The organism is Legionellales bacterium, from assembly GCA_026125385.1.
Classification (GTDB): domain Bacteria; phylum Pseudomonadota; class Gammaproteobacteria; order JAHCLG01; family JAHCLG01; genus JAHCLG01.
In genome coordinates, this window is the sequence record JAHCLG010000042.1 from 1 (window position 1) to 13569 (window position 13569).

Annotated in this window: 17 protein-coding genes; 6 read left to right on the plus strand and 11 right to left on the minus strand. The window is 39.1% G+C overall.

The genetic code is table 11. The features are described from left to right. Nucleotides 1-396: 396 nt before the first annotated feature. The 3 genes from KIT27_11455 to lexA (KIT27_11465) form a co-directional block, all read right to left on the minus strand. Entirely contained in the window at nt 397-945 is a 549-nt protein-coding gene (locus KIT27_11455) for a hypothetical protein (protein MCW5590263.1), read from the minus strand. Nucleotides 946-958: 13 nt separating this feature from the next. Next, the gene (locus KIT27_11460) at nt 959-1204 is read right to left on the minus strand and encodes a hypothetical protein (protein MCW5590264.1); all 246 of its coding nucleotides are present in this window, start codon (nt 1202-1204) and stop codon (nt 959-961) included. 1152 nt (nt 1205-2356) lie between these two features. Then, nucleotides 2357-2968, minus strand: coding sequence for a transcriptional repressor LexA (gene lexA / locus KIT27_11465; GenBank protein ID MCW5590265.1), 612 nt, complete (start codon nt 2966-2968; stop codon nt 2357-2359). Nucleotides 2969-3179: 211 nt separating this feature from the next. Here lexA (KIT27_11465) and KIT27_11470 point away from each other — a divergent pair, with 211 nt between their 5' ends. Continuing rightward, nucleotides 3180-3995, plus strand: coding sequence for a D-alanyl-D-alanine carboxypeptidase (locus KIT27_11470; GenBank protein ID MCW5590266.1), 816 nt, complete (start codon nt 3180-3182; stop codon nt 3993-3995). 271 nt (nt 3996-4266) lie between these two features. Here KIT27_11470 and KIT27_11475 read toward each other — a convergent pair whose 3' ends face one another. Together KIT27_11475 and KIT27_11480 are read right to left on the minus strand one after the other, a co-directional pair. Then, the gene (locus tag KIT27_11475) at nt 4267-4530 is read right to left on the minus strand and encodes a hypothetical protein (GenBank protein ID MCW5590267.1); all 264 of its coding nucleotides are present in this window, start codon (nt 4528-4530) and stop codon (nt 4267-4269) included. A gap of 341 nt (nt 4531-4871) precedes the next feature. Next, nucleotides 4872-5459, minus strand: a complete 588-nt coding sequence (locus KIT27_11480; GenBank protein ID MCW5590268.1) for a thermonuclease family protein — start codon at nt 5457-5459, stop codon at nt 4872-4874. A 162-nt stretch (nt 5460-5621) separates the two neighbouring features. Between KIT27_11480 and lexA (KIT27_11485) the strand changes: the two genes are divergently transcribed. Then, a complete protein-coding gene (lexA, locus tag KIT27_11485) occupies nt 5622-6224 on the plus strand; it encodes a transcriptional repressor LexA (protein ID MCW5590269.1) in 603 nt (200 codons plus the stop codon). A gap of 154 nt (nt 6225-6378) precedes the next feature. Here the strand turns inward: lexA (KIT27_11485) and KIT27_11490 are convergent, their stop codons facing one another. Both KIT27_11490 and KIT27_11495 read right to left on the minus strand, forming a co-directional pair. After that, nucleotides 6379-6591, minus strand: coding sequence for a hypothetical protein (locus KIT27_11490; GenBank protein MCW5590270.1), 213 nt, complete (start codon nt 6589-6591; stop codon nt 6379-6381). A gap of 274 nt (nt 6592-6865) precedes the next feature. Next, entirely contained in the window at nt 6866-7075 is a 210-nt protein-coding gene (locus KIT27_11495) for a hypothetical protein (protein MCW5590271.1), read from the minus strand. Nucleotides 7076-7372: 297 nt separating this feature from the next. Between KIT27_11495 and aroQ the strand changes: the two genes are divergently transcribed. The 4 genes from aroQ to KIT27_11515 all read left to right on the plus strand — a co-directional run bounded on the left by aroQ (nt 7373) and on the right by KIT27_11515 (nt 10334). Then, nucleotides 7373-7819, plus strand: a complete 447-nt coding sequence (gene aroQ / locus KIT27_11500; protein MCW5590272.1) for a type II 3-dehydroquinate dehydratase — start codon at nt 7373-7375, stop codon at nt 7817-7819. A gap of 12 nt (nt 7820-7831) precedes the next feature. Then, on the plus strand, nt 7832-8302 hold the full coding sequence (locus tag KIT27_11505) for an acetyl-CoA carboxylase biotin carboxyl carrier protein (GenBank protein ID MCW5590273.1): 471 nt from the start codon (nt 7832-7834) through the stop codon (nt 8300-8302). Nucleotides 8303-8318: 16 nt separating this feature from the next. Further along, the gene (gene accC, locus KIT27_11510; protein ID MCW5590274.1) at nt 8319-9662 is read left to right on the plus strand and encodes an acetyl-CoA carboxylase biotin carboxylase subunit; all 1344 of its coding nucleotides are present in this window, start codon (nt 8319-8321) and stop codon (nt 9660-9662) included. 147 nt (nt 9663-9809) lie between these two features. Then, nucleotides 9810-10334: a hypothetical protein gene (locus tag KIT27_11515; GenBank protein ID MCW5590275.1), complete on the plus strand. Its 525-nt coding sequence runs from the start codon at nt 9810-9812 to the stop codon at nt 10332-10334. A 128-nt stretch (nt 10335-10462) separates the two neighbouring features. On the opposite strand, the gene KIT27_11520 is transcribed toward KIT27_11515, so the two are convergent. The 4 genes from KIT27_11520 to KIT27_11535 form a co-directional block, all read right to left on the minus strand. After that, nucleotides 10463-11029 (minus strand): HXXEE domain-containing protein, encoded by a 567-nt coding sequence (locus tag KIT27_11520; protein ID MCW5590276.1) that lies wholly within the window; start codon nt 11027-11029, stop codon nt 10463-10465. A gap of 52 nt (nt 11030-11081) precedes the next feature. Then, complete coding sequence (locus KIT27_11525) at nt 11082-12182, minus strand: Fic family protein (protein ID MCW5590277.1); 1101 nt, start codon at nt 12180-12182, stop codon at nt 11082-11084. 222 nt (nt 12183-12404) lie between these two features. Then, a complete protein-coding gene (locus KIT27_11530; protein MCW5590278.1) occupies nt 12405-13331 on the minus strand; it encodes a TIGR01777 family oxidoreductase in 927 nt (308 codons plus the stop codon). Continuing rightward, the coding region (locus KIT27_11535) for a hypothetical protein (protein MCW5590279.1) at nt 13328-13569 on the minus strand (242 nt) is incomplete at its 5' end. The genes KIT27_11530 and KIT27_11535, both read right to left, overlap by 4 nt.

Sequence of the window (13569 nt, forward strand, 5' to 3'; positions counted from 1 at the left end):
GAGCGAAGCGAAGATCCAGGATCAGAATATTAAACACTATGTTCCTGGATCTGAGATCCAGGCTATCTCTGAGAAAAAAAACCCGCCGTATTCGTTGCCGCATATCTATACCCATCGCCAATAAAGATTCGGGAAATCGGAAGTTAATTTGGAAGTGACTAGCCCGGAACGGAGCGTAGCATGTAGCCTGGAACGGAGCGCAGCGGAGATCCAGGATCGACGTTTTTTTAAAATTCCGATTCTGGATCGCAGCGAAGTTCCAAGCATGCTGGAGCGAGGATTCATGGTCAGAGTATTTTTAATATTCTGATCCTGGATCTCCGCTGCGCTCCGTTCCAGGCTACACTTACGCTCCGTTCCAGGCTACGGGCTGCGACCCAGGCTACTTCATATTAATTAAAAGGAGAAATATCCGTATAGTTTTCCGATGAATTGATTGAGTGGTGTAGAAAAAATCTGATTATATTTGGTGATTTCTTGCTGCAACTGATTTTGTATTGTTGAAAATTTTTGATTATTTAACTGGAAATTATTTTTTAGGTTTAAATAAAATTCTTGATGAGAAAATTCTTGATCTCTGTCAATCAGAATGAATGTTTCTTGAATATTATTCAATAAGCTATTTTTTAATTGGAAAAACTCGGTCGTCTGATGAGAGGAAAATAGGAGAGTATTCTTAGTCATAAAATTTTCTAATGACGAACCATTTTGTAATAATTGTGTTGTTTGCTGATGAGCTGAAAAAAACTGTTGTAATATATTAACTAAAGATTTAGATAAATTAATTTGCTGATAACTCAATAAATGCATTTTCTGCCAATGCAATTGAATGTGACGTCGTGCGTTATTTAAATCATTCCAGAGCGAGCCTAAATAGATCATTATCATCACAATAATGATGGCTACACTGATTAGCGTTGGTTTATAACGCGTGGTAGCGCTCATAATAACTTCATGATTAATTCAACTCTTTACTCACAATATTTTCAGCAAATATATTCCAATGCGAACTTGCTTCTTGTTGTGTGCTAAATGCTTGTGCCGGACCATAGCCACAAGTTGTACAAGCAATCAAATAGTGACTGCGCGATTGACTTTCACCAGAAATTATCGCCGTGTTATAACAACTCACCATAGATTGACAGAGTGGGCAGGGTTGCATTTGAGTAAACGTTGAATTCATGATATCTCGTTCGCGAAGCATTGTTTCATCCTTTGTAACATTATCCTGAAAAATTGACCCATCACGAAAATGGTAATTATATCATTGCAAAATTATTTTGGTGAATGTTATTTATGCTGCGGTGTAATATAGAACTTAAATATAAAGTTGAACTATGGCAAGCTATACCTGTTTGTAAACAGCAATTTAATTCTTGAAATACTGTATTTATTGGCATTTATAAAGGAATAAAAAATATTAAATAAGAAATTACGTACACTGCTGTTAAGGTTTTAATGAAATATATTAGCGTTTTTTTTCTAAAATTTTAAATGGGAATTTGGGTAATTCTCACAGAGCTTGCAATGATCTCTCACAAACTCTACAGCATTTTTGCTACTCCTTGCATTTCAAACTGTCATTTTTCGCATTCGACTAGCCAATGGCCGTATTTGCAAAATTGAAAAACTGCTTAGAGCCTATTTAATATTTTGGAGCTTGAGCAGAAAACGTTGAAACTTAACCCCAACAGCGCTATTTACCTAATAACACGTATTGGCAACTCTACTCTGCTGATCCTATCTTGTGGATTTTTTGTGCTCGGCTGTTCATTTTACAGCGCGTGAACTGAGATACGATGCTCAAAATCAGCGAGCTATGCTCTTCACACTTGAATTTTAGGCTTTGTTGCCAAGTTAAAGCTGCGGAGGGATTGTATTTCAATATACACTCCTTCGCAGCTTTAACTCGGCGCCGCGCTTAAAATCCAATTGTTTTGAGATTACATCTCAGCATAGCGAAGTATAAACACGCCCTAATCTTTTGAGTATTTAAGTGCTAAATTAATATTCAAAAGTTTGCTTACGACGTGTTTATCATTTTACTTGGATTAAAAAAATATCTCGTTGAGATTTTGCTCCCTAGTGCTCATTAACCTCATGTCGATTACACGATGCAGTTAAAATTTACTCTCCTTCAGAAGTGTCGCTACTCGCTCCTAATCACTTAGAGCCTGTTCAAAGGCTCCAGCGTAACTAACAACTGCTGATTTTTGCGCCCCAGTGTTTAATTAACTTACGTACAAACTGCCCTTTGATACTCAACAAGCGGCACGTTGCGATTCACACTTGGAATCTTTGAAGAGACTTTTAAAAATGATCAAAGGTGACGGATAGAAAACATGCGGGCAGCAAGTTATCCGTATTGGCGGATTTGTCCTACCACGACACCTTGGATCATAATTCGTTTGGCTTCATAGATCATTGTTTTATAATTCGCATTAGCCGGAATGAGCGCCACCGTTCCGTCTCGGCGATTATTCCATTCTTTTAACGTAGCCTCTTGTTCATCAATGAGTGCTACCACAATATTGCCATTTTCTGCTGTGTGACATTGCTCACAAATGACATAGTCGCCATCTAAAATGCCTGCTTCCATCATGGAATCGCCTTGTACTTTTAGTGCGTAGATATTTTTCCCGTGAAAAATGGACGCTAACTCAAGCGATTCTTGATCTGCAATGGCTTCAATAGGTTTACCCGCAGCGATCTTACCCCACAATGGAACACGAGTCGTGGAGCGTTGATCTGTTTCCGCGTCTGCTGCGAGTAAACGAATACCACGATGACGACGCGATTCGATGACTAGCAAACCAGCTTCTTGCAACGCATGAACATAACGGTGGATTACTCCCGTGGATTTAATTCCCAAACCTTTGGCAATCTCGGGGAATTTAGGCGCATAGCCGTGTTCATGAATATAACCCTGAATAAATTCTAAGGTTTTACGCAAGCTATCGGTTAACATAAAACTCTCTTAACATTCTCAATGAGTTCATTCTAGAGAATGTTAAGAGAGTTTTCAAACTTTTTAAAAAAAATTCTTGCGCCCCCTCTTCTGTACTTATTAGGAAAAAATGTATACTATTTCGCAGCGTTGCCGACGCAGTAAGTTGAGTCGATCACGCTGAAATTAAAAATAAATAGGTCATCAGTAGAAAATTAAGGGAGTCATCGTAATGTTAATGAGAATAGTATATGGATTTACATTGATTTGCTGTTTATTTATTTTTAATGTTGCCAACGCCCTTATCCCTGGGAAATATTCCTCGATTATTATCGATTACAATACCGGCAAAGTCCTTTACCAAAAAGATGCGCAGGTCGAGCGCTACCCTGCTTCATTAACTAAAATAATGACGCTATATCTCGTATTCGATGCGCTACAAAAAGGCCAATTACGTTTAAATCAACAATTACCCGTATCCCGCAATGCGGCAAACAAAGAACCGTCAAAACTAGGCTTAAAACCAGGCCAATACATCACGGTACAAAATGCAATTTATGCGATTGTGACGAAATCTGCGAATGATGCTGCCACTGTATTAGCTGAAGGTGTGGGTGGTAGTGAACAACAATTTTGTAAAATGATGACGGCTAAAGCGCGTATGCTCGGCATGTATCACACCACCTTCTATAATGCTTCTGGGTTACCTCATCCCAATCAAAAAACCACTGCGCGTGATATGGCCGTATTATCCATCAACCTCTTGAGAAAATTTCCGCAATATTATCATTATTTCAGCCAACGTAATTTTGTGTATAAAGGAAAAAATTATCGCAATCATAATCACTTATTAAATAATTATGAAGGAACGGATGGAATTAAAACTGGCTATATTCGCGCCGCAGGTTTTAATCTGGTGACCTCAGTGAAACGTGGCAGAACACGATTAATCGGCGTCGTGTTAGGTGGGCGCACTGCAAAAGCCCGTGATTTGCATATGGAACAATTATTAAATCAAAGTTTCATGAAAATTGGCGTGATGGAATAAGTAAAGAAAGTAGTAGCCTTGTGAAGCTTGCTCTCATTGAAACGTGAATGCGGTTTTCGCCAGATAAATGAGCAGAAAATCAAAAAATTCACTAAACGATGTAATTAACAGGTGGTATATAAAATAAATAAGAGGGTTAGTTTTTTTATTTTAATTATCCTAACCCTCGTACATAAAATTTATTGTTATTATTTTAAATTTTCTTATTTTTGTTGTTAACTTTTATTATTCTTTGTATTTATAGGTCGCTACAGCGAATTTTAAATACGCCCTAGTGAATAGTGGTATTACGCAACAACAATTTTGTTATTACTTTTAAGGTGATGCGACGACCCAATTCACTACCATATTTCGTATCGAAAAAATGGGAAACAGCAACTAACCACTCTGGCGCACTAACTTTAAGCTGGTGCTCAGTAGCATTAAAAGAAACATCTAACACAGCAACTTGGCTTTCGTCGTTGAAATATTTACGCATGATGAAATTTGCTTCGCGGAGATCTTGTTCTTGACTAGGCCAGTTACCATTACTCATAAAACATTACCTTTATGCATCTCAATGGTTCAGCCATCTTGGCGTGAAAATTCGGTCCTTCTGGGTAAAAACTATATCAGGGTTACCTTAAGATAAACTTAACGGTTATGATTTTTTGAAAATTTTTTTTTGGCTAAAAAAATTTGAATTTTAGCGGCTGGATCAGACAATATCGATTTGAGCATCGCCTCTCAAAATCGGCAATTTATAGCCTTAAAACGATTAGATTATCAGTAAGACACCGAGTTAAAGAGGCAAAAAAGTGTATATTAATACATCACAAAATAATGTTAACTCTGCAACAACAACTAAAAATCAAGTGTGAAAAGCCATGCACTCGTTCACCACTCTTGTGAATAATGATTTTGAGTGGTTTCTTGTGGACAAGCATCACTCGGCGTAATTCCGCGAAAACGCGCGCGTTTTCGCCATTCCCAGGGTGGAACTTGATCGTCGGCTTTTAAACTCCACAGACCGGATTTTGTTTCTCGAGCTTTTTCTTCTAGACTTAATAAATATTTATTATTGGCATATTGACGATAAACCCAGGCGGCACCATTTAAAATCATTTGTGAACTAATATCCAAGCCTTGTTGATCTTCTGGCCACATCAAAACGACACTTCTCCCGCATGGATCAAGCCCCGTCAAACGCATGATCACTGTTTTATCCAGCACCAAATCACTAAATGTTTTTTTGGCATCTTCCCCGAAAGGCTGACGTAAATCGGGAGTATCTATTCCCGCTAAGCGCACATACATTTTACCATGCTCGGTTAACACTAACGCAATATTACCACTGAATACTTTAATAATTTGCGCGACAATCACACTATTATCTGCAGAGTTTGCCGGCGTCGCCGTAGGATTGGCAATTACTGTCAAAGGGGATAGTAAAAAGCACAGAATTGCGATGCTCTGTTTTAACATAATTAACATCCGTTTTAAGTCTTCCTTTTTTTATTCTAGCAGGAGTTGCGCACAAGTGCGAAACTCCTGTCTAAGTAAGGTTGATCGCAAAAATCAGTCAACTTGCTATTGGTAATAAATGGCATTACACTAGTTTTATCGAGAACACGCTGAGAACACACTATGCTAACGGAAGCACAACGCCGAACGTATCACTTTATTCTCAATTTTTTTGATACCCATCACAAATCTCCGACGCTTCCTGAAATTGCTCAAGGCATCGGCATTAAATCACGAGGAGTAGTTCATCGCTATTTACAAGCGTTAATCCAAGAGGGGTTAATTAAATCATTGCCGCGTCGTCATCGTGGCATTATGTTAGTGGAACAATCCACTCAACCTATTTCAATTCAACTGCCATTTATCGGCCAAATTGCTGCGGGTTCTCCGATTGAAGCCATCGCCCAACAAGAAACCATCGATGTCACTCAATTTTTGCAAAAGCCAAATTTATATGTGTTAAAAGTGAAAGGAAATTCCATGATTAACGAAGGCATTTTTAATGATGATCTAGTCATTTGCGAATCCTCTCAACAAGCCAAGAATGGCGATATTGTAGTCGCACTCATTGATAATCAAGATGCCACGTTAAAACGCATTCACTATAATGCGGATAATACTATCACTTTAATTCCAGCCAATAGCGAACTCTCCCCTATCACCTACGCAGCATCCCGCGTGTCTGTGCAAGGAATTTTTGTGGGTTTATTGCGGTTAGCTTCTTAGAGCTTGTTCAAAGTCTCTAATCTTGGTCATAAACTGCCGATGTTCTGTGCTCCGGTGCTCAATTTTTCTGGCGTGTAAACTGCGCGCCAGCACTCAAAAAACGCCACGTTCTGACTCTAACTTGGAGACTATGAACAGGATCTTAGAGCTCATGTTATGCTTGTAATACGTAATATTTAATCACCGGATTGATGATTTTATACTGCTGTTGTTCTTTTTCAATAATATCTTTTTCTTCTAATCCTTGTAAGGCGGTGATGATGGAACTGGACGTCATTTTTAATAACAACATGGTTTCTTTGGAAGAAAGTTTTTGTATTTTTTCTTGTGCGATTATAAATAATATTTTTTTTTGACCCACAGGCAATGCAGATATTTCTTTTATGGCATCACTTTTTTCTTCTTCTAAAATGGCTTCCCAAGCTTCGATAATTTCTTCTTGCTTCAGCAGTCCTTAATATTTAACTTTTAACGATCTGCTTCCAGTATAATTCGTAACCTTACATATCGTAACCTTACGTGTCGTAAACTTACGACACGTAAGGTTACGATATAACAAGGCATTACTCTTAACCCTGCCCTTCCCAAAAGCAGGGTTGGAGAAAAGATGATACTGCGGGACAAGTGACGAGAAATAAACCTTAAGCGCTCTTCTGATGTTTTAAGTATGTTTGGACTTTTTCGTAGAATAGTTCATGGCGTAATTGATTAGCCGCCGTGCGTTCAAAAGGTCCATAGTCGCGCCATTGACGATAGCTTTCGTCAAATACGGAAAAAATGTAACGATCGGCCACAGGAATTAAACGGGTCATTTCACCCCGTGCTTGGCGTAATAAAGCAAATTTGTTCACTGGTTGTTACCTCATTATAAGAGTTGTTTTCAATCAACGGGCTCATCTTGACAATTACATTTCCACTAAGAATTAGACAATAAGATTAAAAAAAGTTCCTGAAGACGAACGATGGGCATTAACCAAAGCAGCAGCGCACAGAAAATCAGTAGTCGAGAGAAAAAATCAGAGAGTTTAACATGCTCATAGGAAGAAAATAGGATCTATTAGTAGCGATCTGCGGGGAAATTGCGGCAAACTGGACAGAACAGCAGAAATCAGGCAAAATGCGACGCAACGCAGTATAAAAGAATCAACATGCATAAAATTTGGATTATTCATGGCCCTAATTTGAATTTACTCGGCACGCGCGAGCCAGAAACCTATGGCCATGTTACGTTGAATGAATTAAACAAAGCTTTGCTGTCACAAGCTTTACCACAGCATGCTGAATTACTCTGCCAACAGTTTAACGATGAAGGCGCCATCATCAATTGCATTCATCAAGCAAAACTTCAAGCCGTCAATATGTTGATCATCAACGCCGGCGCCTATACTCATACCAGCATTGCTATTCGCGATGCCTTATTAGGTGTGGCTATTCCATTGATCGAAGTGCATTTATCCAATGTTTATGCGCGTGAGCCCTTTCGTCATCAATCGTATTTAAGCGATATCGCGCTGGGTACAATTGGAGGATTTGGTACGCAAAGTTATCATCTCGCATTGGAGGCGGCGCTTCATTATTTATCATCACATTCATAAAAGAGAACCCCCATGGATATACGTAAAGTAAAAAAATTAATTGATTTGATTGAAGAAAGCGGCATTGCCGAAATTGAAATTAAAGAAGGCGAAGAATCGGTGCGGATTTCGCGCGTCAGTTCAGTGGCTTCCCCAGTACCTATGATGATGGCGCAACCTGCTCAGGCAACTCATCATCAGGTGGAGGTTCAGCAAATCACTCCTAAAACCACTGACGCGAAAGTCGCTAACAAAACTCATGAAGAAGAAGGCCAAGCCATTACGTCACCCATGGTGGGAACGGTTTATTTATCGCCTTCTCCAGAGGCCGATCCTTTTGTCAAAGTTGGCCAGCAGATTGCTCCAGGCACCGTACTGTGTTTAATTGAAGCCATGAAAATGTTTAATCAAATCGAAGCCGATCGCGCAGGTGTGATTAAAAAATGTTTAGTAGAAAGTGGTACGCCGGTTGAGTTTGGCCAACCCTTATTTATCATCGAATAATTAGGATTTTTTTATTATGCTCAACAAAGTTGTTATCGCTAACCGCGGCGAAATTGCACTAAGAATTTTACGCGCCTGTAAAGAATTAGATATTAAAACCGTGGCCGTGCATTCCACGGCCGATCATAATCTCATGCATGTGAAATTAGCAGATGAAACAGTGTGTATTGGCCCACCTGCTGCCAATAAAAGTTATTTAAATATTCCAGCCATTATCAGCGCTGCTGAAATTACCGATGCGCAAGGCATTCACCCAGGCTATGGTTTTTTAGCAGAAAATGCCGATTTTGCAGAACGTGTTGAAAAAAGTGGTTTTATTTTTATTGGCCCCAAAGCCGAAAGCATTCGTTTAATGGGCGATAAAGTGACCGCTATTGCTGCCATGAAAAAAGCAGGTGTACCGTGCGTGCCCGGTTCCGATGGAGTATTAGGAAACGATCAGCAAACAAATTTAACCATGGCGCGTAAAATTGGTTATCCCGTGATTATTAAAGCCGCCGGTGGTGGCGGTGGCCGCGGCATGCGTGTTGTTCATGATGAAGCCCAATTAATTAACTCCATCCAATTAACTAAATCCGAAGCGCTGGCCGCATTTAATAATGATGCGGTATATATGGAAAAATTTTTAGAAAATCCACGTCACATCGAAATTCAAGTATTATGCGATGAACACGGCAATGCGCTGTATTTGGGTGAGCGCGATTGCTCTATGCAACGTCGTCATCAAAAAGTCGTTGAAGAAGCACCTGCTCCCGGATTAACGGCAGAGTTGCGCGCGATGATTGGTAAATGCTGTGTCGATGCGTGTTTAAAAATGGGTTACCGTGGTGCTGGCACCTTTGAATTTTTATTTGAAAATAATCAATTTTATTTTATTGAAATGAATACGCGTGTTCAGGTAGAACACCCCGTCACTGAAATGATCACGGGTATCGATATTGTTAAACAACAACTATTAATTGCACGCGGTGAGCCTTTAAACATAAAACAAAACGACATCAAATTACACGGTCACGCTATTGAATGTCGAATTAACGCAGAAGATCCCTATAACAATTTTGCGCCCTCGCCTGGATTAATTAATATGTTTCATGCGCCAGGTGGACCTGGAGTACGTGTGGATACGCATATTTATGATGGCTATAGCGTTCCCCCGTATTACGATTCGATGATTGCCAAATTAATCACGCATGGCGACACGCGTGAAATTGCCATTAAGCGCATGCGTAACGCCCTAGACGAAATCATTGTCGATGGCATTAAAACCAATATTGAACTGCATAAAGAAATCATGAGTGATGAGAATTTTGTGCAAGGTGGTACGAGTATTCATTATTTGGAGAAAAAGTTGGAAGGGTAAAAAATTATTTTTATACTCAAAATAGCGGTGTTTTAGGAGCGGTGCCAAATTAAAGATGCGAAGGTGTTGATATTGAATGCTTTTCTCCACCGTTTTATCTCGACACTAACGCCTAAAATTCAAGTGTGAAAAATATAGAATAAAAATATGTTTACAGAATTGACTAAACTTGGCAGCGTTACTCCGCTGCACGAAGATCCCGTCAATTGGACAATACAATTAGCAATTGGGTATGACAGTCCAGCAAAAGATTATCCTGAGCTAGCTCAACTATTAAATGCAGTAATTACCTCAAATTTCCTCCCCACTATATTAACAACATTAAAAACAACTTTCCACACCAACATGCCCCATCAAGATGATACATTTAAATTTGATAAAAATACTTATACTGGATATGCAACGATATCCAAAATAACCCTAAAACAGCTTTTCTCCTATACAGTAATCCCCAATGATGAATTAAGATTAAGTGATGATCAAACAAAAACATTTTGGTCATGTACTATAAAAATCGTGCAAAACCGCATGAGAGTAAGTCAGGAAAACTTAGAAAACTCTCTGTCTACTCCATTTACTCAGTCGTATCTTAAAAAAACTGTAGAGATAACTACCTCTGAGCAATCTCATCAACCCAGTGTTTCTTTGAAGAGCCGCCGCGGGTCTTTTTAAATTTCATCGATCCTGGATCTCCGCTGCGCTTCGTTCCAGGCTACAGGCTACGCTTCAATCCAGGCTACGTTGGTTCATCTATTTTAAATGGGTGAAATAAACTGGGAATTCTTCGTATTTAGAATATATTATTTATTATGTTTGACTAAGAGAATCATAAATCCATGGGCAATAATCGTCACGAGAATAGCGATCGTTAAATTAATACTATTGATAATCGTATTTTGTGCGAGAATAAAAAGCGTATAAATTCCTGTGGGGTAATTCAGACTTAAGCTTATCACTAAACCGGGATTATATTTTCGTTTAATTATAGACATGATAATGTGTAAACTTGCATTAAATAAACCAAAGACCGGTAATAATACCCCGAATTGCGGCGAAACATTTTGTGCTAGAATCGCAGCAATGGGAAATAACACCCAAATCGCTAATATATTAATCCAAAATACATTCGGAATGGTTAAGGGATGATCGTCTACTGAACTGTGAAAAATTTCACGATTAATATATTCTCTGAATTTTCCTGGAAAAACATGTTCTTCGAATTCATGAATAAGATAAACTGGAAATTGTAGCCAGATTAAAAATAAATACCATGGGGTTTGAGGTAAAAAAGAGAGCAAGAGCACGGTGATGAAAATTGCTAGAATTAAGGTGCTATCCGCCCAATGATGATAGAGATAATTTTTCATTGCTTGTTCCTTAAGCTTGAATTGAAAAGAATCAAAAAATACTTTACCTAATTTAAAAATTATCTGCAATTAAAATATGATAAGGTTTTGCTAATGTGTATTTTCTTGCTTTATTAGAACGATCAACCATTTCTAAAAAACCCGCCTCAACCCATTTTTTACAGAGTGCAGTACTCGTGCGCGATTGAAATCCAAATAACTCACCTATTTGTTTGCTGGTGATCACCTCATAATGTTGAAATAATTCTAATACTTTACGTTGTTTAGGATCCAGCATACGGATTATAGCAGAATGATCTTTTTCTCCCTTTTTCTGCGAAGCGAGCATTTGATTCACCACTTTTTCAAATGCAAAAGCCATTCCCGCTAAAAAATATTCTAACCATTCTGTAATATCGCTTTCAGCGCGACCAAAATAATAATTATGTGAGGGACCAATGCTAATGGCACGATAATAACCCAATAAATTCTTTGCATAATATTCTTCTAGAGAATAAAGACCTTTTAAATCGTATCCCCCGAAATGCAAAATAAAAGTAGTCAATAGCCTTGCCGTGCGACCATTTCCGTCATAATAGGGATGGATAGTTGCAAATTGATAATGCGCAATTGCAGCCACAAGCGGACAGGGTAATTTATCATTTTTTTTAATCCAACCCACTAACTGTTGCATTAAACGAGGAACATCTTTCGACTCTGGCGGCATATACACAATCGCACCTGTACTACTATCTCGAATCACATTTTGCCCATCTCGATAAGGCGTTGGTGTAATTCTTGTTCGCCCATCACTCATCACTAACGCATGAAGTGTTTGAATTATTTTTTCAGTGAGTGGATGCTGTTGGGCAATGTAGTGTTCAAGCTGCGCTAAAGCCGCATAATAGCCTTTTACTTCATGTTCATCACGTTCCCTTCCAGGAAAATGACCTTCTAAGGTTAGCACTTGCTTAACTTCATCGGAATTTAAACGATTTCCTTCAATCATGGTGGAATAATGCGTGGTGTATAATTTAGCTGTTTCTCTCAAGGAAGCTAATACTGTTGGGTTAACGGGAAGCAAGGCCACTTGTTGTTTCGCTGCTTCAACACGCATTAAATCTTTAGCAATGTTGGGGGTGATGCTATACAGTGGATTAAAATTTATCGGCATAATATCCGCTCAATATCGGCTTAGCAGGTAATTTAATTATGCGGATATTATGCCGATAAATCAATGGCTATTAAAAACTAATGTGGGGAATATAATGATGATCCGCAATAAAGAAGCATAAATTATGAAATACAGAATGCCTCTATTCCCTTTTCAATCCACATTTTATTGTTAAACCAGCGCCCGCTTTTTTGTCGGAACTATATGAAAAATTCCAACCACTTAACTTGCTCGATGTTGCAGCGCTTGAGCTAATTCAGGGTATTTAAATTGAAATTGATATTGAAGTAAGCGCTTGGGATACACCGCTTGCCCAGAAAGTATTAATTCTTCTGCCATTTGGCCAAACATTAATTTTAAGATCCACGCCGGTGTAGGAATAATCGCTGGACGATGCAATACATGCGCTAATGTTTTGGCAAATTGCTGTTGCGTGACCCAGGCGGGCGCGCAAATATTAATGGCTCCCGTTATTTCTGGATGATTTAATAGAAATTGCACACTGGCAATGGCATCGTGCAAATGGATCCAGCTAAACGGTTGTTGGCCATCGCCAATTTTTCCACCCAGTCCTAATTGAAACAACGGCAACATTTTAGCTAACGCGCCATCGCTGGCATGCAATACGGGGGCAAAGCGTAATAAAACGATGTCGAGGTGAGGATGCGCTGGCGAAGGCACAGCGGCTTGCTCCCAAGCTTGGGCTACCGTACTTAAAAAATCCGTAGGCTGTCCCCAATAAATAGGCGTTTCTTCATCCACTTGCTGAATTGTCTGTTTAGAATGATTTAAACCATAAATACCAATGGCACTGGCATTATAAAATTTTAAAGGCTGAGTCAACGTTTGACACCAGGTGAGCAGCGTTTGCGTGGCCTGCACACGACTGTGTTGTATCGTGTGTTTCACTGTTTTTGTCCACCGGGATTTTCCAATATTTTCACCGACTAAGTTAATCACGGCATCGAAGGTATTGGGATCATGCTGCGATAACTCCGACCATTCTATGGCAGTGACTTCAGTGGGAAACATGTGTTGAATTTTTTCGCGGTTGCGACCGAGTATGGTGATGTCGTGATGATCACGCAATAACGCACGAGTTAAATGGCGACCGATAAATCCGCTACCGCCGGCGATGAGGAGTTTCATGTGTTACTCTTTCGGCTGGAAAATCTGGATTTATTCTTTGGTTTTTCATTTGGTAGTCCATTTTTTCTTGCTGCTTGTTCTTGTGCTGCCTGTAAGTTACACACCAGCTCTTTATTGATACGCGCTACATCTTTATCGCTATCGTCAATTTCCTTAAAAATATTAAGCTCAATTTTTAGTGCCGTTGCCTTACCTAAAATAGTGCTCGCACCATGAGGAAGAATATCATTAGAAGGAG

Bases quoted from the DNA above. Each gene is read 5' to 3' on its own strand.
- KIT27_11480 (MCW5590268.1), bottom strand. From the start codon at position 5,459: ATGTTAAAACAGAGCATCGCAATTCTGTGCTTTTTACTATCCCCTTTG.
- aroQ (MCW5590272.1), top strand. From the start codon at position 7,373: ATGCATAAAATTTGGATTATTCATGGCCCTAATTTGAATTTACTCGGC.
- KIT27_11455 (MCW5590263.1), bottom strand. From the start codon at position 945: ATGAGCGCTACCACGCGTTATAAACCAACGCTAATCAGTGTAGCCATC.
- KIT27_11475 (MCW5590267.1), bottom strand. From the start codon at position 4,530: ATGAGTAATGGTAACTGGCCTAGTCAAGAACAAGATCTCCGCGAAGCA.
- KIT27_11520 (MCW5590276.1), bottom strand. From the start codon at position 11,029: ATGAAAAATTATCTCTATCATCATTGGGCGGATAGCACCTTAATTCTA.
- KIT27_11470 (MCW5590266.1), top strand. From the start codon at position 3,180: ATGTTAATGAGAATAGTATATGGATTTACATTGATTTGCTGTTTATTT.
- KIT27_11460 (MCW5590264.1), bottom strand. From the start codon at position 1,204: ATGCTTCGCGAACGAGATATCATGAATTCAACGTTTACTCAAATGCAA.
- lexA (MCW5590265.1), bottom strand. From the start codon at position 2,968: ATGTTAACCGATAGCTTGCGTAAAACCTTAGAATTTATTCAGGGTTAT.
- accC (MCW5590274.1), top strand. From the start codon at position 8,319: ATGCTCAACAAAGTTGTTATCGCTAACCGCGGCGAAATTGCACTAAGA.
- KIT27_11530 (MCW5590278.1), bottom strand. From the start codon at position 13,331: ATGAAACTCCTCATCGCCGGCGGTAGCGGATTTATCGGTCGCCATTTA.
- lexA (MCW5590269.1), top strand. From the start codon at position 5,622: ATGCTAACGGAAGCACAACGCCGAACGTATCACTTTATTCTCAATTTT.
- KIT27_11525 (MCW5590277.1), bottom strand. From the start codon at position 12,182: ATGCCGATAAATTTTAATCCACTGTATAGCATCACCCCCAACATTGCT.
- KIT27_11515 (MCW5590275.1), top strand. From the start codon at position 9,810: ATGTTTACAGAATTGACTAAACTTGGCAGCGTTACTCCGCTGCACGAA.
- KIT27_11505 (MCW5590273.1), top strand. From the start codon at position 7,832: ATGGATATACGTAAAGTAAAAAAATTAATTGATTTGATTGAAGAAAGC.